The 24,936-nt window shown below is 42.9% G+C and carries 21 protein-coding genes; 2 read left to right on the top strand and 19 right to left on the bottom strand.

Annotated elements, in window-relative coordinates; genetic code table 11:
* Positions 1-3: 3 nt before the first annotated feature.
* The 17 genes from AC1DM9_RS03915 to AC1DM9_RS03835 form a co-directional block, all read right to left on the bottom strand.
* Entirely contained in the window at positions 4-903 is a 900-nt protein-coding gene (locus tag AC1DM9_RS03915) for a polysaccharide deacetylase family protein (RefSeq protein ID WP_477578633.1), read from the bottom strand.
* Between the two features lie 131 nt (positions 904-1,034).
* Positions 1,035-2,786 carry a beta-galactosidase gene (locus tag AC1DM9_RS03910; RefSeq protein WP_477578631.1) on the bottom strand — a complete coding sequence of 584 codons (1,752 nt, stop codon included), beginning with the start codon at positions 2,784-2,786 and terminating at the stop codon, positions 1,035-1,037.
* A gap of 35 nt (positions 2,787-2,821) precedes the next feature.
* Positions 2,822-4,483, bottom strand: coding sequence for a DUF4091 domain-containing protein (locus AC1DM9_RS03905; protein WP_477578629.1), 1,662 nt, complete (start codon positions 4,481-4,483; stop codon positions 2,822-2,824).
* A gap of 15 nt (positions 4,484-4,498) precedes the next feature.
* Positions 4,499-5,761 carry a Gfo/Idh/MocA family protein gene (locus AC1DM9_RS03900; RefSeq protein WP_076267644.1) on the bottom strand — a complete coding sequence of 421 codons (1,263 nt, stop codon included), beginning with the start codon at positions 5,759-5,761 and terminating at the stop codon, positions 4,499-4,501.
* A 31-nt stretch (positions 5,762-5,792) separates the two neighbouring features.
* The gene (locus tag AC1DM9_RS03895) at positions 5,793-6,680 is read right to left on the bottom strand and encodes a carbohydrate ABC transporter permease (protein WP_430060443.1); all 888 of its coding nucleotides are present in this window, start codon (positions 6,678-6,680) and stop codon (positions 5,793-5,795) included.
* Positions 6,681-6,698: 18 nt separating this feature from the next.
* Positions 6,699-7,589, bottom strand: a complete 891-nt coding sequence (locus tag AC1DM9_RS03890; protein ID WP_477508949.1) for an ABC transporter permease — start codon at positions 7,587-7,589, stop codon at positions 6,699-6,701.
* Between the two features lie 90 nt (positions 7,590-7,679).
* Positions 7,680-9,407, bottom strand: a complete 1,728-nt coding sequence (locus AC1DM9_RS03885; protein WP_477508950.1) for an extracellular solute-binding protein — start codon at positions 9,405-9,407, stop codon at positions 7,680-7,682.
* Between the two features lie 116 nt (positions 9,408-9,523).
* Complete coding sequence (locus AC1DM9_RS03880) at positions 9,524-10,858, bottom strand: response regulator transcription factor (protein WP_477578627.1); 1,335 nt, start codon at positions 10,856-10,858, stop codon at positions 9,524-9,526.
* Positions 10,858-12,600 carry a sensor histidine kinase gene (locus tag AC1DM9_RS03875; RefSeq protein ID WP_477578625.1) on the bottom strand — a complete coding sequence of 581 codons (1,743 nt, stop codon included), beginning with the start codon at positions 12,598-12,600 and terminating at the stop codon, positions 10,858-10,860. The genes AC1DM9_RS03880 and AC1DM9_RS03875 overlap by 1 nt, the downstream gene beginning before the upstream one ends.
* 411 nt (positions 12,601-13,011) lie before the next feature.
* On the bottom strand, positions 13,012-14,244 hold the full coding sequence (locus AC1DM9_RS03870) for an aminopeptidase (RefSeq protein ID WP_477578623.1): 1,233 nt from the start codon (positions 14,242-14,244) through the stop codon (positions 13,012-13,014).
* 17 nt (positions 14,245-14,261) lie between these two features.
* Entirely contained in the window at positions 14,262-14,777 is a 516-nt protein-coding gene (locus AC1DM9_RS03865; RefSeq protein ID WP_477578621.1) for a GNAT family N-acetyltransferase, read from the bottom strand.
* A 137-nt stretch (positions 14,778-14,914) separates the two neighbouring features.
* Positions 14,915-15,304, bottom strand: coding sequence for a MerR family transcriptional regulator (locus AC1DM9_RS03860; RefSeq protein ID WP_339204343.1), 390 nt, complete (start codon positions 15,302-15,304; stop codon positions 14,915-14,917).
* Between the two features lie 83 nt (positions 15,305-15,387).
* Positions 15,388-16,374, bottom strand: a complete 987-nt coding sequence (locus AC1DM9_RS03855) for an aldo/keto reductase (protein ID WP_477578619.1) — start codon at positions 16,372-16,374, stop codon at positions 15,388-15,390.
* 122 nt (positions 16,375-16,496) lie between these two features.
* The gene (locus AC1DM9_RS03850) at positions 16,497-17,618 is read right to left on the bottom strand and encodes a cysteine desulfurase family protein (protein WP_477578617.1); all 1,122 of its coding nucleotides are present in this window, start codon (positions 17,616-17,618) and stop codon (positions 16,497-16,499) included.
* A 53-nt stretch (positions 17,619-17,671) separates the two neighbouring features.
* A complete protein-coding gene (mnmH, locus tag AC1DM9_RS03845; protein WP_477578615.1) occupies positions 17,672-18,727 on the bottom strand; it encodes a tRNA 2-selenouridine(34) synthase MnmH in 1,056 nt (351 codons plus the stop codon).
* A gap of 27 nt (positions 18,728-18,754) precedes the next feature.
* On the bottom strand, positions 18,755-19,804 hold the full coding sequence (selD, locus tag AC1DM9_RS03840; RefSeq protein WP_477578613.1) for a selenide, water dikinase SelD: 1,050 nt from the start codon (positions 19,802-19,804) through the stop codon (positions 18,755-18,757).
* A 139-nt stretch (positions 19,805-19,943) separates the two neighbouring features.
* On the bottom strand, positions 19,944-20,423 hold the full coding sequence (locus tag AC1DM9_RS03835) for an Lrp/AsnC family transcriptional regulator (protein WP_339209727.1): 480 nt from the start codon (positions 20,421-20,423) through the stop codon (positions 19,944-19,946).
* Between the two features lie 119 nt (positions 20,424-20,542).
* Between AC1DM9_RS03835 and AC1DM9_RS03830 the strand changes: the two genes are divergently transcribed.
* On the top strand, positions 20,543-21,595 hold the full coding sequence (locus AC1DM9_RS03830; RefSeq protein WP_477578611.1) for an oxidoreductase: 1,053 nt from the start codon (positions 20,543-20,545) through the stop codon (positions 21,593-21,595).
* Between the two features lie 196 nt (positions 21,596-21,791).
* Here AC1DM9_RS03830 and AC1DM9_RS03825 read toward each other — a convergent pair whose 3' ends face one another.
* Together AC1DM9_RS03825 and AC1DM9_RS03820 are read right to left on the bottom strand one after the other, a co-directional pair.
* Positions 21,792-23,000, bottom strand: a complete 1,209-nt coding sequence (locus AC1DM9_RS03825; RefSeq protein WP_477508960.1) for an MFS transporter — start codon at positions 22,998-23,000, stop codon at positions 21,792-21,794.
* Positions 23,001-23,035: 35 nt separating this feature from the next.
* A complete protein-coding gene (locus AC1DM9_RS03820) occupies positions 23,036-24,205 on the bottom strand; it encodes a serine hydrolase domain-containing protein (RefSeq protein ID WP_477508961.1) in 1,170 nt (389 codons plus the stop codon).
* A gap of 176 nt (positions 24,206-24,381) precedes the next feature.
* Here AC1DM9_RS03820 and AC1DM9_RS03815 point away from each other — a divergent pair, with 176 nt between their 5' ends.
* The gene (locus AC1DM9_RS03815) at positions 24,382-24,813 is read left to right on the top strand and encodes an Lrp/AsnC family transcriptional regulator (RefSeq protein ID WP_477578608.1); all 432 of its coding nucleotides are present in this window, start codon (positions 24,382-24,384) and stop codon (positions 24,811-24,813) included.
* Positions 24,814-24,936 lie beyond the last annotated feature (123 nt).

Raw genomic sequence — 24,936 nt, 5'->3', positions numbered from 1 at the left:
CTGTTACCCATTAATTGAACGTTGTAGGTCACGAATGTCCTTCCACGAAATGAGCTTGATGTTTTCCTTTAGGAAGAGCTGCTTTATATCCAAATCACAGAGTAAGCGGAATTCAATTTCCCTTTCCATATAACAGTTTGTTAATTGCTTCAGTTCATCAGTAATGATAGACGGATGAACAGTTAACTGGGTGATACCAGACTTTAGGTTTTTGATCATGGATACAAACTGCGCCTTCACCGTCTCGTGCTCTTCATTCGTGCTAAGGCAATAGGGAAGAGAAATGATATCATCAATGAGGAAAATACCGCGCCTGTCCGCTGAAGAAATTCGTTCGGAAAACCTCTCCTTTTGCTCTTCGTTTATAAACGGCTGCATTAGAATTCTTCTAGGGAAATTAAAGGGCAGTTGATACTCTTGGCATAAATCTAATGCTATATCCAAAAAATCACGTCCTGTGTTTAGACCAAAGATACTCCCTGCATGACTGTCAAGATGAGTGGGATCAATCCCTTGAGAAATCGCATATGTAATTTGAGCTCGCATTTCAAGCCTAACCTCATCCAGATCAGCATTGKACTCTAAAAATGCGATATCTGTAAAGAATTCATTAACTGAATTAACAAGGCTGTAGAGCGGATTCTCATGATACACAGGCTTATATCCTTGATGCTCTGAACTTGATAATGTCAAATGAATTCCGGCCTGCTCGATAGTCTGAATATCACCCTTGCTTAAAGCTTCTTTAGCTGCTCGGCAGGGAATCATTATTGAAGTTGAGGTAATGGCAGCCTGTTGAAATAATGTATGAATAGCCTCATTGGTTCCCCATGTTATTCCATAATCATCCGCATTAATAATTAATAATCGATCTGATTCTTTATATCCAAATTTATAATTCATTTACTCTCTCCCTAATACAAGTTGAAACATGAATAAGGGCGTAAGCACATTTGTGCCTACGCCCTTGCCCAAGTCATTTATTTCCGTTCRATATATACTGGTTATTCAATTCAATTTATAGTTGTCTTATTTTAAGAGCCTAAATCAGGTTGGTCCAAGAAGCTAACTGTGTTATCCGTCGTTCCATGCAATTCAAAGATAATAATCTCATTATCACCTTGCTTCAATAATGGACCTGGCACATACAATCTCTTCTGCGGTCCAATATCCCAATAACGACCCAGATTGAAACCATTGATAAACACGACACCTTTGGTCCACCCTTCCAAACTAAGGAAAGTATCACATGGCTCATCCACAATTAACGTTCCTCGGAAGAAGCTCGGACCTGTTTGTTCCGTGATGTTCCCGAATTGCAAACCCGATAAGTCCGTTAGCGGTAACTTGTACGTCGTCCAATCCGACAAGAACTGGCGCCCAAAACGTACCCCTTCGGTAATCCCTTTCCGGTCTTTCATATAAGGTCCGTAATTAACTCGGCCTAAATTCTCAACAAGGATAGAGACCTCTACTCCTTCAGCAGGCACTTCAAATTCTATCTTCACATCGGTATGAACGCGGTCCAGAACACCAGCCGGCTGTCCGTTAATGAAAATTTGTGCGCGGTCATGCACGTCTTGCAAGAAAAACTGATCTTTAGGACGTGGTCCGCTAATAAACGTACGATAATGAATAAATCCGTAATCCTGCCCCAGTTTTTCCATTGTCTCAGGGTATGCCGTATAAATAGGTGCAGAGATGTTGTCCAAATTAGCCGCTAATGAAGCTTGCTCGGTCATTTTCACTTGTCCATACGCTTTCCTAGCGATCGGAGCTGGCAATTCACATGCAGGTACATCCACATATTTGGAGATAACATCGCGCACCGCATAATATTTAGCGGTCGGTTCACCGGATTCATTTAGCAAGGCATCATAATCATAGCTAGTCACCGTAGGTTCATAGCTATCCGCCGTATGGCCGTTCGCTCCGTTGTAGAAACCAAAGTTTGTTCCGCCATGGAACATATAGAAATTAACGGACCCGTTCAGACTAAGCATTTCATCAAGCACACTCGCGACATCCTCAGCGGGACGGGTATGATGCTCCTCCCCCCAATGATCAAACCAACCGTTCCAATATTCCATACACATAAATGGCGCATCCGGTTGATATTGTTTAAGCTTCTCGAACGCTTCTGCTGGCCGAGAACCAAAATTCACCGTTGCCAGAACACCATCGATCATACCGCCTTGCAGCATTGCATCTTCAGGTCCATCGGAGGTGAATAGCAGAACGTCTATTCCACGTGCAATCATGCTTTCTTTTTGATGAATCAAGTAGCGTTTGTCATTGCTATAGCTTCCATATTCATTCTCGACCTGCATCGCGATGATCGGCCCGCCATTGGTGCATAGAAGCGGTTTTAATTTCGGAAGCAGCACATCATAATAAGCATCTACATGATCTAGAAACGGCTTATGGTAGCAGCGCAGGCGCATATCAGGGTCCGCCAGCAGCCAAGATGGCAATCCGCCAAATTCCCATTCCGCACAAATATAAGGCGCTGGTCGAACAATAACATGCAGCCCGATTTCTCCAGCCAGCTCAATAAAACGAACGATATCCGCCATGCCTTCAAAATAAAATCGGCCTTTCTTCGGCTCGTGAAGATTCCATGGGACATACGTTTCCACGGTATTGAGCCCGCAGGCTTTTAATTTTGCAAGTCGATCTTGCCAATGCTCAGGTACAGTTCGGAAATAATGAAAAGCTCCTGAGAGAAGACGTATCGGCTGATCATTATAATAAAATGAAGATCCTGAATAATTAAATGTAGTCATTTATTTCCCGCCTTATAAAATAGTTAAATCATTAATTAAGCATAATGACTCGCTATAGCCTGATTGATTCTCTCTCTTGTCGCTAACAGCCATTCTCCACTGCCCTTTGGATAAACAGAGAACGTCAATGGTTCTTGCAAACCCTCTTCCAACAGCTTTATCGTCTGTTCTTTGCCAATCTTCTGCTCTAGCAGCTCGAGTGCGCGCAAGTCTTGCATCGCCTCATAGAGAACTTCCAAGCGAATAGACTCAATTGGACCCTCTTCGCCAGGATAAACCAAGAAGGAATCTCCCGAAGGAAACGCAAGCTTTGCATCCGTTGACCGATAGGGATCCAGCTTCTGATCGATGGAGTACTGCGAATACCAGAAATTAAAACCCCAATGCAGAAAGCCCTTCAATCCAAACTTATACAACTGAAGCCCAATAACCCGGTTTCTAGAGGAAGGCATGTTAAAAAAACGATTGGACACTTCTTGATGCTGCGCACAGCAATAATAGGTCCATAAATCCGGAACGCCATGCTCCAGAAACGGTTCGATATGATTGTTCCCCGGAATCGGTCTTTGCACTAGACCCCGCTCATACATATCCAAATCAGACAGCGCGTCCATAATAGGATAATCAGACAAATGCTTACGCACGATCTGGCTTGCAGCCTGATAGGATTCCAATTGACTGAGGTCCGGCTCATCCGAAATATGGAACCAGCTTTGCTGATCCAGTCCATTTTCTTTCAAGTAGCGATCAAGACTCGGCAGGAATTGATCCAAGAAGCTGCGATAAGCTTCAGAGGATGCATCCGTCTCCCAGCCGAATAGTTTTCTCTCTTCTCCTTGTACCGTTCCCATAATTTTCGGAGCGCATTTTGCTCCCCATTGCGTAAACAAGTGTGAAAACTCAAAGTACTTCACGTCCAGCTTCTTGCACATCGTTACCCACCGCGTAAGTTGATCAAAGCCAAATGTATAAGTATCTCCCTCCACATCAACTTTCACCAGTTGGACAGTTGGACGCTCACCTCCAACAAGGGTATCGAGCGGCGGCGTAAAGAGTGGCGTCAATACCATGTTCATGCCGTGCTTGACCATCGCGTCCACATAACGTTCCAGAAGCGTCCAATGCGCTTCACTAAAGACTTCGACACCGTACTGCGTTGCAATACAATCCACATGAAACCATTCCGTGTGAATTAACTGCTGCGCGGGCAATGCAGCAGGGATGACTGTCAATTGAAATGTATCGGATACCGCTAAGGACTCCCCTTCCTCTGATTGGAAGGAGAATTGAATGGAATGAACACCCGCAGCGACAGATTCATCAAGCTCCACGCTCACCCAAATGGAACGCCACTGCTCAGGTACCGCATTAATGGATTGTTGATTCAGCTCATATAATGGATCTGGATATAGTCCCGGTGTCGTGCGCAGGACGTTATCATCAGGATTTGTGAAACATGGCATCTCCGAAGGAGCCAGCCCAACAGACCTAATCAAAATATGGTCTGCAAGGTCGGAGTCGATGTTTACATTTATATTTTTTAAGAGAGTATCTGAGGTGTATGCGACTTGGAAGGAATAGGTTTCGCCGAAAAGCGCAGAAGCGCTTTGAAAGGCTTGTTCGGTTGGCGTCTCATCTGCGAATACTTTTGCCAACGAGCTTAGTAGTTTCGTCTCAAATTGAACTGGATTATTCATACATCTTGCACCTCTTTAAATTAGAATGCTTTCTGCAAAATCTTTGAGATTGATGCTGTTTCCATCTACTCTTGATTGCTCCGCCGCGAAGGCCATTAAATGGCTTTGAACGGATTGACTTGCCGAGGTAAGTCCCTCACTCTTGCCATCTTCTCTTACCAGCTTTAAGAAATCCTTGAGTAAACCCATATCACCGCCGCCGTGGCCAACATGACCTCCCATATCTTCAAATGAGATTCGCTCAATCTTGCCGCTGCCAAAGTGGATCACTTCAATTTCATTTTTCTCCATGGCGCCGCGGATTTCACCTTTGGTTCCCATAAGCTTGATTGTGCGGCTGACATCTCTAGTAAATGCGCTCATCGTAAATGCTGCAGTGACGGAATTCGCAAACTCCAAATTCACAACCTGGTGGTCAACAACATCGTTGTCACAATGATAGACGCATCTGCCATAAGGTCCTTCCTCAAGCGCCTTATAACGCGCACTATAGCTCAGATCATTACTAATTGCCGAAGTTGGCCAATTCGTATCCTCTGTTAAATAGTAATTAGGCGCGTAGTAGAGACATTCGTCTGCCACTGGACACCCGTCTAAGCAGCGTAACGGCGCTCCTGCCGGCGCTTGATCGGCTGTGAAATGTGAGAGTGATCCGAAGGAGGATACACGAACACATTCCGAACCAGCCAACCAGAGCAAAATGTCCAGATCATGACAGGACTTCGCTAGAATCATTGGACTAGAATCCTCTTTCCGGCTCCAATTTCCTCTTACGAAGCTATGCGCTTGATGCCAGAACCCTACATTTTCATTATGCGTGATAGACATTAATTTACCAATTGTTTCTTTTTCTAATAATTCTTTAATGGTAGAGAAGAAATTCGTATAACGAAGCACATGACAAATCGAAAACACTCGATTTAACTGAGACGCCTTTTCTCCCATAAGCAAACATTCTTTGGCATCGGGAGACATCGGCTTCTCAAGCAGCACATGATAACCTGCCTCAAGTGCTTTCATTGTCGGATCAAAATGCTGTTTATCTTGCGTGCAGATGAGTACGGCATCGGCTAGTTTTGGCATAGCGAAAAAATCATCCCAGTTCTCAAAACACATATTATCTGCAATGTTATGTCTAGCTTGGAAGCTCTCCCTGCGCTCTGCAACCGGCTCTGCAACAGCTACAACTTGCAGCTCATTAGGATGAGCAAGAGCATACTCCAAATAGTTGACACCCCGCAAGCCCGCTCCAATTATGGCAACCGTTACTTTTTTCATAATTAATCTCTCCTCGATGTTGTAAGTCTATCTATTCCTTGACGCTTCCTACGGTCATGCCTTTAACAAAATACTTTTGCAAGAACGGATATACGAGCATAATGGGCAAAGCACCCATAAAGATTTGCGCATTTCGAAGTGTCTTCTCGCTTAAGTTGTCCATCACTTTAAGCTGCTCAATAGACATGGAAGACATTTGGGCATTAATCGACATAATTAATGTAGACAGATACGTTTGCAATGGGTACTTTTCTGGTGAATTCAAGTAAAGAATGCCATCAAACCAAGAGTTCCAATGCCCAACAATCGTGAACAAGCCAATCGTTGCGATCGAAGGAAGCGATACAGGCAAATAAATTTGCCAAAGCACACGCCAGTGTCCCGCACCGTCAATTGTCGCTGCCTCATCCAGTTCTCTCGGAATGGATCTGAAGAAATTCAGCATGAGCACCATATTCCATACATTCAAAGCACCCGGCAAAACGAGCGCCCAAATCGAATCAATGATGCCTGTATCTTTGACAATGATATACGTAGGAATCAATCCGCCGCCGAAAAACATCGTTATCGCAAAGAACCATACATAAGGGGTTCTAAATTTAAACTGATGATTAGATTTCGCAAGCGGAAAAGCGGTAATAAATACAAGCAGCATATTAACAGCCGTCCCAAGCACGACCCGCTGTACGGATACCCATAATGATCGGAAGAACTCAACCTTCTCTCCCAAGTATTGATAGGCATCCAAGGAGAAGCCGACAGGCCAAAGCTTAACTTCTCCTGCCATCGCAGCCGTATTCGAGCTAAGTGAGATGGAGAGTAAATGAATAAACGGGATAATACCAAGCAGCGTGATAGCTGTTAACAACAACGTATTGAAGACGACAAAAAGCTTTCTACTGATTGATGGTTTGTGTATCACTGTATTACCTCCGTTCTAGAATATTCTGTAGTTGTTAAGTTTATAAGCCGCATAGTAGGTAATGGATACTAACCCTAATGAAATGACCGATTTAAAGAGGCCGATTGCCGCTGCCGGTCCGAATTGCTGGCTGAACATCCCTAGTCGATAAACGAATGTATCAATGATATCTGCGCCTTCATAAACGGTCGGGTTATACATAATTAGAATTTGTTCGAAGCCAGCATTTAGAATTCCGCCTAAGCTTAATACGCCAAGCAAAATGAGTATGGGGGAAATGCCTGGAAGCGTAATGTGCATCACTTGCTTCCATTTGCCTGCTCCGTCAACCTCTGCTGCTTCATAAAGCGTTGCATTGATGCCTACAATGGCAGCGAGCATAACAATCATATTGTAGCCCATGCCTTTCCACACATCTGATCCAATGACAATGCCTCTGAACCAGTCATTGTCGAGCATAAACATAATCGGCTGAAATCCCATTTCGGTTAACAAGCCATTAACAGGTCCGCTCAGCGAGAACAATTCAATTACGACTCCGCCAAGCACGGTCCATGACAGAAAGAACGGAAGGAAGATGGCAGATTGAATGAAACCTGAGAACCATTTTCTTGTTACTTCATTTAGCAATAACGCAAGAATAAGAGGAACAAGCAAAAACAGGATCATTTTGAAAATCGCAATAATGATCGTATTCCAAAGCACTTGACCAAAATCCGGCAACGCAAATACGTAACGGAAATTGTCAAAGCCTACGAATTCAGATTTAAAAAAACCGGATAATGGTTCAAATTGTTGAAAAGCCATCACAAGGCCAGCCATAGGACCGTATGCATAGATCAAAGTAGCGATAACACCGGGCAGTAACATCAAATGTAGTACATATTCTTTTTTCAGCGTTCTCATAGATGACCCTCCTAACCAGCTGCTAATTTTAAAGCGGGAGGAGTTGTCGACTCCTCGACTCGTCTCTCCCGCTTTTGATTGATTTAAGATTTAATTTTTCGCTTGCTCGCCGTACCATGCATTAACTTCTGCTGTAATATCATCGCCGCCTAGCGATTTCCAGCTTGCAACGAACTTATCAAATTCATCAATGGAAGCGCCCATAATGATCTTTGTAAAGGATTCCTGCATAAGCTTATCAAGCTGAGCACCTTTTTCTACTTGTGTTTTTGTAGGAAGGCCATAGAATTCATTGTTTACAAACGCTCCGCTTTCTTTAATTTTACGCGTCGTTCCCCAGCCGCCATCTTTTGCTGCACGGCTGTAATATTGACCCCAATTGACGCCTTTGGAAGCATCTTTTGTATTGCCTGCGAGGAAATCGGTTCCTGCTTTGAATACGTCCGCCACGTTCTTGTAGTTCTCATCATCCAGCGTAATTTCAGTTTGTTTAGCGTCGAGTGCTTTGTTTACTTCTGTATAGATGGTTTCAATTTGAGCCGGGTTGTAGATACGTGGATTAAACCAGTTGTATACATAACCATTCTCGGCTTTGTTTTTCTCTAAATATTGTTTGTTACCCATTTCGATATAGAAGTTGATCATTTTAATAGCAGCTTCTGGATTTTTCGCTTTTTTGTTTACAGCGAAAACCTTGCCAGCGCGAATTTTCGGAACGAGTGATTTTGCTGGACCGTCCAGCCCTGGAATTTGAACAGCAATCCATTCAGCCTTCGGATCTTTGTCAATATTTAAATTAAGCGGCCAGTTCGGGTACCACCATTCTCCGTAGGAAATACCTACCTTGCCCGAAGTAAGATCTTCTACTGCTTTGTTCTCATCCTTCAGCGCAAACTCCTTATTGAGAATGCCATTTTGGTACCAAGACTGCAGCTTGCTAAGTGCCGTCTTCACCTCAGGTTGAATAAGGCCCGGTATTAGTTTATCTTCACCATTTTTGATCCAAGCCGTTTGAGCATCACCAATGGATGGGTAAGCTCCGAATCCGTTAAACAATCCTCTTACATCAAAGCCCCAGAAAAACAACGTTTTCTGCAATGAAATACCATAAGTATCATTTTGCTTGTTTTGATCTGGATCGTTTTTCACAAATGCTTCTGCAACCTTCTCCAGCTCATCGATTGTCGTAGGCGCTTGCAAGTTCAAATTATCCAGCCAATCCTTCCGAATCCAAAGCAGCTGCGTGGATAGGAATGGATCTTCAAAAGCTGGAATGGCCAGCTGTTTGCCGTCTGCGTTATAAGTCTTCATTGCAAAGCCGCCATCAGACTCCATATATTTCTTAAGTGTAGGAGATGCATATTGCTCATATGCTTCTGTCAGATCAGCGAGCATATCTTGCTTTTTCAGCTTTTCGAAGTTTTTCGGGTCCAGCTCCAAAATATCAGGCAGGTCGCCCGATGCCATCGCAAGTGAGAACTTTTGTTCAAATTGGCTGGAAGGCACGGTCCATTTATATTTCACTTCGATGTTCATCATCTCTTTTAAATCTTTAAAGTAAGCATTTTGATCTGGTGTAATTCCTTTTGGCGTTCTTGAATCCTCAGGTGGATTAAATCCAAGCACTTCTGTAACCGTAACCGGTTCAGCGTATTTACCGAATGGATCTGGCGGAGTGACTTCAGTCTGGTTGTTCTCTGTTGACGGTTTAGAAGTGGATGTGTTTCCTTTGTCATTTCCTTGGCTGGAGCATGCTGTAATGGCTGAAGCAGACAGCGATAACAACAAAATCATCTTCATTGTCTTATAATTTTTCATATGGAACACTTCCCCCTTTTGATAATGTTAGTAGCCCTGATCCCTGTGTTTATTATATTTCGAGAGGGAAAGCGGTTTCAATTTCACTTTTTTTACATCGCTTTTGAATTTTTTACTTATTGCGAATTTCGATACTCTTGAGGTGATAGACCCGTCATTTTTTTGAAAAAAGTCGTAAAATACGAAGCCGAGTCAAAACCCGCCTTACTCGCAATTTCATTTAATTTCAAGGAAGTATTCATCATCAGATCGATGGCAACGGTCATTTTTGTAGATTGAATGTACTCTAATAGATTATGCCCTGTGATCTGCTTATAATAGCGAGACAAATAGGATGGATTAAAATGCACCTCGTCCGCAATAGCCGTTAGAGACACATCCTTAGAAAGATTGTTATGAACATATTGATGAATTTGTTCGATAAGCAATTGTTTAAATTCTTCTTGCTTCATCTCTCCGCTCATATCGGATTCAGAAGCATTCGATTTTTCGTAATCAACAATAACCATTTTTTGGCCAAATGCCGCTCTTTTCTGAATCATTGCACGAACAGCTTCCACTTGGAGATGGAGCGTATCCCACTTTCCTAACAAATTTCCAGAAATGCCGAATGAAACTGAAGCCGAGAGAACCTCAACGCATTCATTCTGTACAAGCTCAAGAATGCCTTTCATATAGGATGCGATGCCTTGCTCCTTCGTATTCTCATCTGGTTGATTCCCTCGAAAACGTCCCAATAATTCCTCATCCGCTTGAAGAATCCATAGAAGTGAGCTGCCATTGTAGATAGCTTTCTCTCTAGCTATGGAAGCCGGCAAATGATTGTCAAAAATCCGCTGCACCGATTCCAGCACCTTTAAATTTTCAACCTCAAGCCGATCCACTTGTCCTACCAGGAAGAAAGCGGGGCGCTCAGCAGCAATGCCAAATTCCACTTCTGCATAAATGGACTCAGTCAATAAAGAAGGAAGCGGCTCTCCGTCAAGCATAGCTTCCATCATTTCTTTTTTTAGATAAGGCTCGGCGATTTGAATATGTCTTTGCGCCTTCTCCTGCTGCAGCTTAACGCTTTTCTCTTCTTCCAGCTTACCTATTACCTCTTTTACCGCTTGGAAAATAGGCTCAATGCCTTCTGTTTTCAAAATATAGTTTTCTACGTTTTTCTTTAACGCTTCGTATACGTAATCAAATTCGCTATACCCTGTAAGAAAAATGACTCGGCATGCGGGCCAATAGTATACCATCTCATCCACCAATTGCAGGCCATTCTTCTGAGGCATACGAATATCGCTGATCAAAATATCCAGTTTCGTCTTTTTTGCTATTTCAAGCGCTTCACCAGAGGAATAGGCTTTGCATATATCCAGCTCAAAGTCTTTGTTTCCCTGAAAAAGCTGCACTAGGCCATTCACAATGACAGGCTCGTCATCTACTATTAACAATCGGTACATTATTGTGCCCCCTTATTCTCAAGATGTATGATAAGCTCCACTTTTAATCCGCCGTATTGGCTTCGGGAGACAAATAAGCCGCTGTCCGCTCCATAAATTAATTTTAGGCGATTGCTGACGTTAATTAATCCCGTTTTCTCAATCTGCTTCGTTTTGACTGCAAGCTGCTCCTGCAACTGCTCAATTTTATCATCTGTTAATAAACTGCCGTTGTCCTCTACGGTGATGCGTACGATATCATCCTGATAGCTGGCTCCAATATAGACAACTCCGTTCATCGTACCATCTTCAAAGGCATGATCAAATACATTCTCTACGATCGGCTGAATGATAAGTCTTGGAACGTAAACGGTATGCAATTGATCCGAAATCTCCGTGTATTCATACGAAATACGGTTGGAAAAGCGAATACATTGAATCTCACAATAATCGAGCGCATGCTGAAATTCCTTATTAAGCAGCACTTCATCAGAACCGCTTCTTGTAATGTATTGATAATAGCTTCCCAGCTTTTGGGAGAGCTCCGCCGCACTATCCGAATCGCCTACCTTACACATCATATAAATGTTAAAAAAGCTGTTGTATAAAAAATGAGGGTTAATTTGAGATTGCAGCTGCTTTAATTCCGAGTGCTGCAGCGCTATCTTTTGTTCATAGTTTTCCTTTATGGAAACCTTCAAGCGATGTGCCATCCGATTAAAGCTTTGAAATAAATAATGAAATTCATCCTTTGTCTTGGATTCGATCACTAAGTTCAGATTATCTGTTTCTATCATACGAAACGCCTTGCCTAGATTGGACAATGGGCGATGGATCATGACGTTTACAGAGAATGAATAAAGCAAAAGAATGATAATGGTAATGCTGAACAGCAAATAATACAGCGTATAAAACTGGCTTAATGATCTAGTGATCTCGTTCTGATTCACATACATAATTAATGACAGATTTAAAGAGCTTACAAAATTATGGATAACAAAATAACGGATGCCGTTTACCTTCTCCATTTTGGACATATTGTCATCTTGCTCATAAGGTAATTTAACCAGCTGTTGCTGTACAATAATAGCTTGCGCATCTTGCGTAGTCGCAAACACACTCCCCAAACCCTCGTTCCCAAGCAAAACCTCTGACTCCTGATAGAGGGTAGTAATGGTATGCAGCTCTTCGAGCAGCTTCACTTTAGAAATTTCGATATACGACCATATGCCATCATTATTTGCCGTCTCAATAAAGAAGATCCGATCACCATCCAGGTAAAAAGAGGGCTTAATTGCAACGCCTATAAGCTTAGAAATAAGCTCGTATTCATCATTTGGCGTATTGGTAACCCCATTTGAAATCGAGATGGTTTTACCCTCTGAAGCAATATAAACGCCTGCATTAAGTACGTATTCACTCGAATTCATAAGAAAGCTCAATCGATCCTTCACTTGCTCAATGAGTCTAACCTCATCATATTTCCCAAGGCTTCCTCCCCTGAAGCTAAGCTTTTGCAAATCTTCACCGTTAATAAAGCCTAATTGCTGATTGCGAATAAAATACATTTCCTTGTCCAGCTGCTTCGCATAAAAGGATGCTCCCGCTTCGGCGGAATCCAGCATTGTATTTTTCGAAAACGACATGCCCTTGTAATTGACCCAAATATTCATCGAAATGAGGGGAACAAGAAACACGATAAATACGATGACAATTTTCTGATAGACGAACCATTTCGCTTTGCCGGCAGCCTGCAATTTCATAGGATATCCCCTTCTTCACCATCTAGGAAAACTTCTCGATGCTAATTAATATAACCAGAATAACAAAGACTTGGTACAGATTGTTCAACTTCTTAACGGAGGGCTTTTGCCGTTAACATTCATAAAGGAATCATACCAAGATTTTATTTAGACGCAATAGATAGTTCAACCATGCCAGCCACCTTTTGAATTTAAAGCCTAGAGTTCACGCCATTTTTTGGCGTACAACAAATAAAAACCCGACCTCTTAATGGTCGGGTTTTTCTATGGTAGAGGCGCGGACTGCTGGTTCTCCTTATTCTAAATTAACACTCTAATTAACAAAAAAAGGTTAGCACATCAATTGATATGCTAACCTTTCTCTATAGCGCTTCAAGAGCACACGAATCAGTCACTTCCCGCACTCTACATCTAGTAAGCCCAATTCCCTTGACGAAAGACAGGCTCGATTGTGCCGTCAGGCAGTTCTCCATCAATAGCGAGATCGGCGCAACCAATCATGAAGTCAACATGTGTAAGACTTACGTTAGCGCCTCGCTCCAGTAGTTCCTCTTTGGAGAGCTTCGTTCCACCTTCCAGGTTGACAGGATAAGCACTTCCCAGTGCAAAATGACAGGAAGCATTCTCGTCAATGCCTGTATTATAAAATACTCTATTCAAGTTCGATATTGGGGAATCATGTGGCACTAATGCCATCTCTCCGAGATAGGATGCACATTCATCCGTTTCGAGCAATGAAGTTAAATGTTCAAGTCCCGATTCGGCATCATAAGCAACCACTTTGCCGTCCTTAAACGTAAACGTGATTCCTTCAACTAACCTGCCGTTCAAATTGAGTGGCAATGTGCTTTTTACCGTGCCGTTCACACCGGTACGATGAGGCATGGTGTACACTTCTTCAGTTGGCATATTCGCAACAAAATAAACACCTTTCTCATTTTCCCCGCCGCCGCCACGCCAAATATGTCCTTCAGGCAGTTGTACTCGCAGATCCGTTCCCGGCGCGCGATAATGCAGACTCTTATAGCGTTTCGCATTAAGAAGATCCTGGCTTGTTTTCAAATGATTAATGTGCTCACGCCAAGCGGCAATAGGATCATCTGTATTTACTCGCACCATGTGGAAAATAGCTTCCCACATCGCATCCACGCGCTGCTCCTCCGGAAGATCGGCATACACTTTATCCGCCCATGCACGAGTTGGTGCCTTGATCAGCGACCAGCTAATTTTGCTATTCCGCGTATACTTTGAATATTCTTCTCGCGCGACAGCAGCGGACTTGACCGCAGCCGATACTTTTGCAGAATCGATGCCGCGAAACAGCTCTGGATTAGGCACTTTAATATGCAGTATAGCTCCGCCCTCTTCAGCAAAATGCACCATGCTATCGGCAAGCCACTGTGGATAATAATCGAAGGAATCATCTGATGCCTTCTCATACCGAACGCGAGTAATTGCATCGTCATCCCACTCTACAATGACATATTTGGCTCCTGCCTCATAAGCTTTTGCTACAATTAATCGCGTTAGTACAGCCGTTTCAATCGGGGCATGTACGATAAGCACTTGCCCCACTTGAACGTTCACACCAACCTTAATGACTAATTCAGCATATTTGTTCAACATGAACTCAAACTTCTCCATTCACCAAAACCCCCTTGTCACTCGACTTCTTCCAATCCAATTTCTTTTTCCATTATAAAATCATCCATCACAAAACCATTTCCTATATCAGCCACCTGAGTACGAACTGATTTAAACCCTTTTTTCTCATACACAGCAATCGTTGTATCATTATAGCGATTTACCGTGAGCCATATCATACCTAACCCTCGATCTTTACATATCTCTTCCAAGAACGCCATAGCCTGACTTGCATAACCTTTTCCGCGATGCTCTTTGCGTATATAAAACTTGCTTAAAAACAACTTGTCTTGTTCTTGTTTTATCCCCAAGTAGCCGATATTATGGCCATGTATATTCATGAAAAAATATTCATAACCTTGATTTTCAATTTGATTCGTAATCGCATGATCCGATTGGAATTTATCCACCATATAATCAATTTGTTCTTTTGTTATAATGCTTACAAAATATTCATTCCAAATTTCCGATGCCAATTGCGCTAAAGCCGAGACTTCTTCCACAGTCTCTACTTTTGGAAAAACGAGCTCCATAACGTTTACAAACCACCTTTTCAAATGCAAGTCATAATTAATAAATTATCACATTCATCTGAATTTTTCTATTAACCGAATATTTATGTGAAGCCCTACATGAATCAATGTCAATAAAACGATCGGGGTTCGATGGACTATTGCGTCTTAGATCTACTTAGCATTTTTTCTTTTTTTAATATTGTCTGTTCATATCTTGCAATTTTATCATCCATACGTTCTAATCCTTTTTTCATCTCTTCCATTTTTTTGGCTAGCAGTTTATGCTGCTCGATTAAAAGCTCTTTCCTAGCCCCGATGGTTTCATCACCCTGTTGATACAACGCAACATATTCAATCAAAATCTCAATAGGAAGACCTACACCACGCATGCATTTGATATATTCAACCCATCTGCAGTCTTCCTCCGTATAATCCCTGATTCCGCTTTTATTGCGGTTCACCCGTGGAATAAGACCGACCCGTTCATAATAGCGGAGCGTGTCCGGTGATAAATCAAATTTCGCGCTTGCTTCGGCTATCAACATGCAGATTTCACTCCCTAATTTAAGATCAAGAACGCCCGAAAAAACAATCGGGCGTTCTTGTTGTTCCTTATATTAAACACTCATTACATCGTAATAGGCCCAACGACTGGATGTGGAACATACGGCTCTTCCAGCGATGCAATTTCTTCTGGTGTTAGCTTAATGGAAACTGCAGCTGTTGCATCTTCGAGATGCGACATTTTTGTAGCGCCAATAATTGGTGCGGTTACTGGTTCTTTATGTAGTACCCAGGCTAACGCGATCTGAGCACGGGGAACGCCATGTTTTTCGGCAATGGCTGCAACCCGCTCTACAATTAATCGGTCAGTATTTGCAGTCGCATCGTATTTAGATTTTTGAACTTGATCGGTTTCGAAACGATGCGTTGTTTCTGACCAATCACGTGTCAATCTTCCTGATGCGAGCGGGCTGTAAGGAATGACGCCAATTTTTTCTTCCTTACAAAGCGGCAGCATTTCTCTCTCTTCTTCACGGTAGATGAGGTTTAAATGATTTTGCATCGATACAAACCGAGTCCATCCATTTTTTTCAGCTACATGCAATGCCTTTAGGAACTGCCATGCGTACATGGCTGAAGCGCCAATGTATCTTGCCTTTCCAGCCTTCACAACATCATGTAATGCTTCCATCGTTTCTTCAATGGGTGTATGGTAATCCCAGCGATGAATTTGATAAAGGTCTACATAATCCGTTCCGAGTCGCTTAAGGCTCTTATCTATTTCACTCATGATTGCCTTTCGAGAAAGACCAGCACCGTTTGGGCCTTGCTGCATCCGAAAATGAACCTTTGTCGCCAGAACAATTTCATCTCGATTGGCATAATCCTTTAACGCTTGACCCACAATTTCTTCGCTTGTTCCGTCTGAGTATACGTTCGCAGTATCAAAAAAGTTGATGCCTAAATCCAATGCTTTTTTTATGATTGGACGGCTACTCGCTTCATCAAGTACCCAAGGATGCACCCACCGCTCCGCTACACCAAAGCTCATACAGCCAAGACATAGCCGAGATACATCCAAGCCTGTATTACCGAGTTTCACATATTCCATTTAATCGTTCCTCACTTTCAAATAGATATTGTTTCCTTCAGTAGTAGTGTACTCCTTGGAGTTAACTCCAAGTCAAGCGATTGTGCACGATAGTAAGTGTTTAGAGTATTTCCTGCATCAGCTTAGACGATAATGGCTTCTTCCAATAGCATAATTGCTTGATCAATATCATTCTTATTCGTATACTTTCCTAGACTAAATCTAATAGCGCCTCGGGCCACAGTTTCATCGATCTGCATTGCTTTTAATACTGGGGAGATTGTTGTCATACCGGCATGACAGGCTGATCCAGTGGACGCTGCGATTTCGGGAATCTTGTTCAGAATTTCATTAGCATCCAAACCTATAAAGCTTATATTCAAGGTGTTAGGCAATCGGTTAGTCGGATGACCATTCAGCTTGATAAGATTACCAAATTTCGCAACCAATCGCTCTAAGAAGTACTCGCTTAATCTACTCATTTCATTGTTATCTTGCATGAGCATTGCCATTTCTGCGGCCTTTCCCAATGCAACGATGTAAGGAACATTTTCTGTTCCTGCGCGCATGCCATGTTCATGACCGGCTCCATGACTATAGGGTTCTATCTTGGTTCCCCTACGCACATACAATGCCCCGATCCCTTTCGGAGCATATAGTTTATGTCCTGCTATCGTTACCAAGTCGACACCTAATTGATCAACATGTACCGGGATTTTGCCAACGGATTGAGCAGCATCCGTATGGAACAATACGCCATGTTTTTTTGCTATTTCGGCTATTTCACCGAGGGGCTGAATCGTCCCAACTTCATTATTCGCATGCATAACCGAGATTAAAATAGTACGCTTGTTAATGGCTGATTCGATAGCTTCCGGCAATATGCGGCCAGTTTCATCTACGTTTATATATGTAACATCTGCTCCCAAGCGCTCTAGAAATGAACAAGGATTCAAAATGGCTGGATGCTCAACTGTTGTCGTAATGATATGATTACCCTTTTCTTTAAGTGCAAAAAATACGCCCTTTAAGGCATGATTATTGGATTCGCTTCCCCCGCTAGTAAAGATCACCTCGTCTGGAGAACAACGGAGTAAAGCAGCAACTTTTATGCGCGCCTCCAAAATAGCTTCCTTTGTCGAAACGGAAGCCCAATGACTAGATGATGGATTGCCGTAGCTTCCTTGCAGGTATGGATACATTTCTGCAAGAACTTCTGGAGCGATTGGCGTACTTGCGTTGTAGTCCAAATAAATCTGGTTCATAGCTTTCTCCTTTGCACCCTCGCCTGCAATCATTTGCGGCAACCTTTCATTTGCTATTGCTCCATCGATTTTCGTTCCATTAACGAATTTACTATCTGTTCAATCTTGATCGTTGCCTCAGCCGTATTTGCTGCCTTCACAATAGAAGAGATTTGTTCATCATGTTCGCTCGTCGAATGCGAATACCTTGGGTCATAGTAATAAGTGAGAAGCAGCTCGACAGCAGTATCATATTTTTCACTCATCAAGCATGCTTCTATTTCCGCTGCAACAGGGGTATGAATACGGGATTTAATCTTTCGGAATGACCCCATACACTCATCTATATTTTCCCAAGGTTTGTAGTCTTCGATGATTTGATTAACACGGGCTTCAAGTGGCATCTCCAAGCTAATGTGATGCCCTTTTGCTCTTAACTCCATCATGAGGTCCGGAACCGTAATATTGCCAATTCGGCGGCTTTCCGCTTCAAACAATACATAGGAAAATTTCTCATTCTCATGTATATTATCAAGCAGTAACGAATCAAACGTTTTTTGGTTATGCGCTTTTAAACCTATTCCACCAAAAATCGACCCTCTATGACCAGCCAGCCCTTCTAAATCCAAAACAGGATGGCCATTTTGTTTCATTTTATGCAGGATAGCGGTTTTTCCACTGCCTGTATTTCCATGTATGATGAATGACTGAGGCTCGTAGCAGATATCATTCAATCGTTCAACAACATATTGACGATATGCGCGATATCCTCCAGTTATTCGATGGACTCTAATTCCCATAAGAGACAATACAGTCGCTGTTGTTTTACTTCTCATGCCACCGCGCCAACAAAAGACAGCCTTATTTTCAGATATGCCAGCAAACGTTTTGATGAACGTTGGAAGCTTTGCTGATACGATTTCCAAGCCTCTTTCTTTAGCAGCTTGTACACTTACTTGCTTGTACAATGTTCCAATTTCAGCCCGTTCTTGATCGTTAAATAGAGGGATATTAAGACTTCCGGGAATTGATGCTTCATTGTATTCGGACGGGGATCTTACATCAATAAGAACAAGTTCTCCCTGTTGCCGAAGCCTAGAACATTCCTCGATCGTGATGTCTTGAAACATAGTTTAATGACTCCTTAATGGTTTATCTTACAGCACAACAATTTGGCCAGCATTACTTTCTGTTGCTTCTCCAACTATACTTGCTTCCACACCTGCTTGCTTAAGCTCATTCAGCATTTGCTCAGACTGGTCTGCCGCAACCGCAATGAATAAACCGCCTGAAGTCACCGCATCACATAGAATCCATCGATCAACTTGGTCCATCGCTTGTGGGAAAATAACATCATTTTCAACATGCTTATAATTGTTCTTCGTGCCGCCAGGAACAAATCCATTTTCTGCAAGTTCTCTGACACGAGGCAATTTGGGTACCGCTTCGTTTACAATCGTTATTCCTACTTCGCTTCCTTTAGCCATTTCCAGTGCATGTCCGATTAAGCCAAAACCCGTTACATCAGTACAAGCATGCGTTTCATATTTATTCATTATTTCTGCTGCTGTCTTATTCAATGTAGCCATGACGCGAGTAACACGCTCGATTTCTTCCACACTTAATTGTTCCTTCTTAATCGAAGTTGTCATAATGCCCACACCAATTGGCTTCGTCAAAATCAGCTTGTCTCCAGGTCTAGCACCTGCATTGGTTTTAATTTGATCGGGATGAATTAAACCGGTTACTGCTAGTCCAAACTTGGGTTCCTTATCGTCAATGGAGTGTCCGCCTACAAGGGTAGCTCCAGCCTCTTTCACCTTATCTGCTGCTCCACGTAAGATGTCTGTTAAAATGTGCTTATCTAGTGTTGCGATGGGAAAAGCAACAATGTTTAATACCGTTAATGGCTTACCGCCCATTGCATAAATATCGCTTATTGCGTTAGCCGCTGCAATCTGTCCGAAAGAATAAGGGTCATCTACGATTGGAGTAAAAAAATCCACTGTTTGAACCAATGCCAAATCGTTGCTTATTCGAAATACACCTGCATCATCGCTTGTTTCGATGCCCACAAGCAAATTAGGATTACGTTCCGCTAGCGGGAGGTTTCCTATGACTTCTTTTAAATCAGCCGGACCGATTTTGCAACCGCATCCTCCCTTGCTAGATAAAGATGTCAGCTTTATGGTTTCGTTTGAATGCATTAGATTCGTCCCTCTCTTACTCTTCATTAATAATTAATAATAAAATCGTACCTGATGTTTAGTGTGAACGCAAATTTATATTGGCATATTTAAAGCTAGTGTCAGGAATGTATTCAAAATGAATATATGGGATTTATATCTATTTATCCTGAATATTAGGTACGACCTTACTATGCTCAATAGGTGAGGAGAGGACGATTAAAGTTGTCGAGTCTCCAAACTTTCCCATTTCATTAATAACATTTTCCATGGAATGCAATGATTCGCTAATCACCTTAACCAAAAAATTGTACTGACCACTTATACGATGCATCTCAAGTACATCAAGCGAATTTTTGCAATGATCAACAAAACTTTCGCAGCTCTTCGTATGAAATAATAAGTAGGCAACAATCGATTTGTTCAATTTTTCAAGAGAAACAACAGCACGGTAATGATCAATAATGCCTTTTTCCTCCAACCTCCTCACTCTTTCTGTTACTGCTGGCTGCGACAATGCAACGGCTTTTCCTAACTCCGTCATTGAAATTCTTGCCTGATCTTGAAGAATCATAATAATGTTTTTATCCAGTTCATCGACCAAACTAGTCACTCCTTTAATTTCAATGTCAAATAACATTAATAAAATAATTTTAAAGGATATCATGATACAACACCTTTAATTTATTATGTAAAATAGAACGATTCCATTATAACATTAATGCATAATCAACTGTTAAGCACTGAGGAGGCATAAAGATGGAATCTAATAAATTGCTTGAACAAGTTACGATTGAAAATTGGACGCTTCAATCACGTGTAGTCATGGCGCCTATGACTCGTTCCTTTGCCGACAATAAGTCAGGTGTGGTTGGTCCAGATGTCGTAGAATATTACCGTAAACGGGCTGCTGATGGTATTGGTCTGATCATTACGGAGGGGATAAATCCAAGCCCAAGAGCCAAAGGAACCTATGGTATATCAGGGCTATACACCAACGAGCAGATCCAAGCATGGAAAAAGGTGACTGATGCTGTTCATTTGGAAGGTGGAACGATCGTGGCGCAGCTTTGGCATGTTGGCAGGCTGACCCATCATGAATTAACGGGAGGCCTTCCTCCTCAAGCGCCATCTAGCATTGCAGCAAATGGACTCGTGCATCGGTTACGCAAACCTTATGAGATGCCTGAGGCGATGTCTCAGGACGAAATTTCCGAAGTGATTGAACAGCATGCTGCTGCTGCGAGAAATGCGATAATTGCCGGTTTTGACGGGGTTGAAATCCATGCAGCCCATGGGTATTTAATCGATCAGTTTAATTCAGAGGTTACAAACACTCGGACGGACACCTATGGCGGGGACTTATCACAGCGTTTAACATTCATGAAAGAGCTGCTAACTTCCGTAGTGACAGAAATAGGGGCGCTAAGGACTATCGTTCGTTTTTCAGAAATAAAAGATGATATTCCGAATTATAGTTGGGATAATCCCGAACAAACAATGGCTGCTTATATACAAATTTTCAAGGCATTAGGCCTTAAGATTCTTCACCCCTCAACCAACCAGTTTACTAAGATATTCACCAAAGGAATGACATTTCATCAAGCTGTGCGCGAACATTGGAATGGTACAATAATCGGAGTAGGAAATTTAGATTATGAATCTGCTGCATCTGCTATAAAAGCCGGAACCATTGATCTAACGGCTTTCGGGCGCCCGCTCCTTGCCAATCCTGATTTTGTTCAACGTCTGAAGGCCGGAACCAGCTTAACACCGTATGATGCTGCACTTCATCTAAAATATCTGCTTTAATACGTTACTAAGAAATCACGATAGCTTAAAAAATACAGACTAGAATATGCGTTTGCGATAAACAGCAATCCCCCCATCCTTAATCACCATAAAAAAACAGAAGCCGCCAGCTCATGTCTGACGGCTTTCTTCTCTGAAGCAAGTAACAACTTAAACTCGCATAAATCATTCAGCTGATTAAATTCATAATAAACACCTAATGCCTCTTTGAAGGGAATCCGTATTCTTTAGCACGCCACGCGACTAGTAGTGCAAGAACGATAAGAATAAGCAATGACAGCGGGAAAGAACCGACACCTACAGTTTCTATAAGAATAGCGCCCAACACGCCACCAACGCCGATGGCTAGGTTCCATGCCGTCACCAGCATAGACTGGGCCACATCTGCGCTCTCGCCAGCAGCTTCAGCCATGGTTGTCTGCAGCAATGTCGCCGCGCCTCCGAACGTCAGCCCCCATACAGCAACCACTAGGTAGATCACGATCGGTTGGTTATTACTAAAGGTTAATACGATGGATGCGATGGCGAAAGCAAGCAGGCTAATCAAAACGAGTGGCCGCAGTTTCCGGTCGATCAAAACACCGATGATCCAAATTCCAACAAGCGCTGTTATGCCGAAAATAAGCAGTACCAAGTCTACACGATGAGAGAGTCGAGCATGAGCAAGATACGGTGCAATATAGGTATACAAGATGTTATGTGCAAGCACCCAAGCAAGAACAACAAACAGTACCGGACGTACTCCTGACATACCAAATACCTTATATAACGAGAGTCTTTTACCTGGCGATTCTCCTGGATAGTCCGGTAATTTCCAAACCACCCAGACGACTAATATCAGAGCCATAAGTGACATAATCCCAAAGACAAAGCGCCAGCCTACGAGCGAACCAAGCCAAGTTCCTGCGGGGACACCAAGCGCCAGCGCTAGAGGTGTACCCACCATGGCCACTGCCATAGCTCTTCCCTTGAGTGATTCCGGCACCATACGGCGGGCATAACCTGCTATCATGCCCCATAAGACACCCGCAGAAACGCCCGCGAAAAACCGAGCGATCAGCGTCAGTGTATAGTTGGAAGAAAAAGTGGTAACTGTGTTAAAGACGAGAAAACCAAGAATGCACATAAGCAGCAACGGCCTTCTCCGCCAGCCGCGCGTCATGGTCGTTAGGGGAATCGCAGCCAGCAGTGAACCAAGGGCGTACAAGGTGACAAGCTGACCAGCAAAGGCTTCCGATACTCCAAGTCCATGACCTATTTGCAGCAGCAAGCCTGCTGGAATCGTTTCAGTTAGGATACAAATAAACCCCGTCATCGCAAGGGCGAGTAATCCAGCCCACGGGAGACGTTCTGAAGGAACTGCGCTGGAAGCACTCTGTGTAACAGAAGCTGGGTTTGAATTCATTATAAAAGTACCTCTCTTTTATTTATGTTCGATCTCTATTTATTAAGCCCGTCATAAACAGCATCGCAAAGGTCAACGGTAAACTGACCTGACATGCCTTCGAGTGCAGTATTGGTGAACGCCACCACACTTAGACGCTGATCAGGATCAACGAACCACGAATGACCATAGGTGCCACCCATGCGCCATGTACCAGTTGATTCAGAAGTGTTTGCTAACACTGGATCCTTAAGCACCGTAATGCCTAGGCCAAAGCCTCTCCCCGGCCAGAAATCCATTGGCAGATCACCAATCTGGTTTGTGGACATCTCCTGAACAAGAGACTGTGGCAGCAGAGGAGCTCCGCCATTCCGTAATGTTTCCAGCAGCACCAAAAAATCGTCTGCACTTCCAATCATGCCAGCACCCCCAGAAGGATAAGCCGTATCATCAAGTGCCCGGCGCGGGGAAAGACGGAAGCCCGCTGTTCCTTCTAAGAAGGGAATGCTATCGTGCTCAAGCAAAGGCCGTGGTTCTGGAACTTCATTAGTATAAGCAGTAGTAAGACGTTCTGGGGCGATTGCAATAAAGCTAGTATCGCTCATACCAATTGGCTTTGTCACAAGTGAATGCACTGCTTCGCTTAACGGTGTTCCTGTAACCTTCTCAATTACTGCGCCCAGCACATCTGTCGCGATCGAATATTTCCACTTGGTGCCTGGCGTATAAAGGAGCGGTACAGAAGCTAAACGAATCAGGTTCTCTTCCAAACTGATGCCAGGCTGATCCATACCATCCGATACGCCAGCTTGATGATAAGAACCATTTTCTTCTTGAAAGAACCGATAGGTCAGCCCAGCAGTGTGCGTCATCAAATGACGAACCGTTAATAGGGCAAGCTCACCATTTTGGAGACGTGGCTGAAAGTTTGGCAGCCAGTGATCAACACGGTCATTCAGCTTGAGTAGGCCTTGCCCAACTAATGCTAAGGCAGCTGTTGTAACGATAGGTTTGGTAACAGAAGCTAGCCGGAATAATGCATCTTCACGCATGAGCCGATTCATTTCACGATCGGCATAACCCGCAGCGCGGCTATAAACCACATCCCCGTCTATCGCCACTTTAATGACAGCACCGACCAACCGCTTATCAGCAAGCGTTCGATCGATGACCTCATCGATCCTACCTGCTAATCGTTCTGTACTAAACTTGTTTGTATGCAACATACTTAGATGTTCATCCTTTCGAAATAGTTAAAGCCTTATACACTTTACTATTGTAAGTATATTATATAAAATAAGTTATCGAGCTTACATAAGGGAACGAAGTTAGATTCGCCTTTTTACGGTTAAAGCCAAGCTAGTTTATAACGGATACCTTAAATTTAAAGGAGTAGATTTGTATGGACCATGTAGATAAGCAAATACTTTATCATCTCCAAAGCCAAGCGAGAATTTCTATGACTGAACTTGGAAAAAGTGTCGGTTTATCGCAGCCAGCAGTAACAGAAAGAGTTAAGCGCATGGAGGAAAAAGGAATTATTAGTGAGTATCGCACCGTTATTTCTCCTGATAAAATTGGTAAGCATGCATCAGCCTACATGTTGTTTCATTCAAGAGATTGTCATGCATTCCTTGCGTTCTGCCGCTCTGCTCCTGAAGTCGTAGAATGTTACCGCATCAGCGGAGAACACAATTACTTATTGAAAGTAATAACCGACTCCACACAAGCTCTTGAAGAGTTCGGAAATCAATGTGACAAATACGGAACCTATACAATTCTAATTGTCATGTCATCGCCTATCGATCATAAATTTCTATCCCCGCGCTTATAGATGCCAACTCCAATATGCTGAGTTAATCCGTCCCTTTCGAAATAGAAGATATGTCCTTAGCTTTTGCCCCTTTGATAGCAGCACAAAAAAATGCGTCCCTAAAATTCCATCGAATAAACCTGA

The organism is Paenibacillus sp. 01T431 (assembly GCF_056398625.1).
The sequence above is the reverse complement of the archived record's forward strand: the minus strand, read 5'-3'. Positions and strand labels throughout refer to the sequence as shown.

Excerpts from the sequence above, each read along its gene's own strand:
- AC1DM9_RS03910 (WP_477578631.1), bottom strand. The coding sequence starts at position 2,786 with ATGACTACATTTAATTATTCAGGATCTTCATTTTATTATAATGATCAG.
- AC1DM9_RS03905 (WP_477578629.1), bottom strand. The coding sequence starts at position 4,483 with ATGAATAATCCAGTTCAATTTGAGACGAAACTACTAAGCTCGTTGGCA.
- AC1DM9_RS03900 (WP_076267644.1), bottom strand. The coding sequence starts at position 5,761 with ATGAAAAAAGTAACGGTTGCCATAATTGGAGCGGGCTTGCGGGGTGTC.
- AC1DM9_RS03890 (WP_477508949.1), bottom strand. The coding sequence starts at position 7,589 with ATGAGAACGCTGAAAAAAGAATATGTACTACATTTGATGTTACTGCCC.
- AC1DM9_RS03885 (WP_477508950.1), bottom strand. The coding sequence starts at position 9,407 with ATGAAAAATTATAAGACAATGAAGATGATTTTGTTGTTATCGCTGTCT.
- AC1DM9_RS03880 (WP_477578627.1), bottom strand. The coding sequence starts at position 10,858 with ATGTACCGATTGTTAATAGTAGATGACGAGCCTGTCATTGTGAATGGC.
- AC1DM9_RS03875 (WP_477578625.1), bottom strand. The coding sequence starts at position 12,600 with ATGAAATTGCAGGCTGCCGGCAAAGCGAAATGGTTCGTCTATCAGAAA.
- AC1DM9_RS03870 (WP_477578623.1), bottom strand. The coding sequence starts at position 14,244 with ATGGAGAAGTTTGAGTTCATGTTGAACAAATATGCTGAATTAGTCATT.
- AC1DM9_RS03865 (WP_477578621.1), bottom strand. The coding sequence starts at position 14,777 with ATGGAGCTCGTTTTTCCAAAAGTAGAGACTGTGGAAGAAGTCTCGGCT.
- AC1DM9_RS03860 (WP_339204343.1), bottom strand. The coding sequence starts at position 15,304 with ATGTTGATAGCCGAAGCAAGCGCGAAATTTGATTTATCACCGGACACG.
- AC1DM9_RS03855 (WP_477578619.1), bottom strand. The coding sequence starts at position 16,374 with ATGGAATATGTGAAACTCGGTAATACAGGCTTGGATGTATCTCGGCTA.
- AC1DM9_RS03850 (WP_477578617.1), bottom strand. The coding sequence starts at position 17,618 with ATGAACCAGATTTATTTGGACTACAACGCAAGTACGCCAATCGCTCCA.
- mnmH (WP_477578615.1), bottom strand. The coding sequence starts at position 18,727 with ATGTTTCAAGACATCACGATCGAGGAATGTTCTAGGCTTCGGCAACAG.
- selD (WP_477578613.1), bottom strand. The coding sequence starts at position 19,804 with ATGCATTCAAACGAAACCATAAAGCTGACATCTTTATCTAGCAAGGGA.
- AC1DM9_RS03835 (WP_339209727.1), bottom strand. The coding sequence starts at position 20,423 with ATGTTATTTGACATTGAAATTAAAGGAGTGACTAGTTTGGTCGATGAA.
- AC1DM9_RS03830 (WP_477578611.1), top strand. The coding sequence starts at position 20,543 with ATGGAATCTAATAAATTGCTTGAACAAGTTACGATTGAAAATTGGACG.
- AC1DM9_RS03825 (WP_477508960.1), bottom strand. The coding sequence starts at position 23,000 with ATGAATTCAAACCCAGCTTCTGTTACACAGAGTGCTTCCAGCGCAGTT.
- AC1DM9_RS03820 (WP_477508961.1), bottom strand. The coding sequence starts at position 24,205 with ATGTTGCATACAAACAAGTTTAGTACAGAACGATTAGCAGGTAGGATC.
- AC1DM9_RS03815 (WP_477578608.1), top strand. The coding sequence starts at position 24,382 with ATGGACCATGTAGATAAGCAAATACTTTATCATCTCCAAAGCCAAGCG.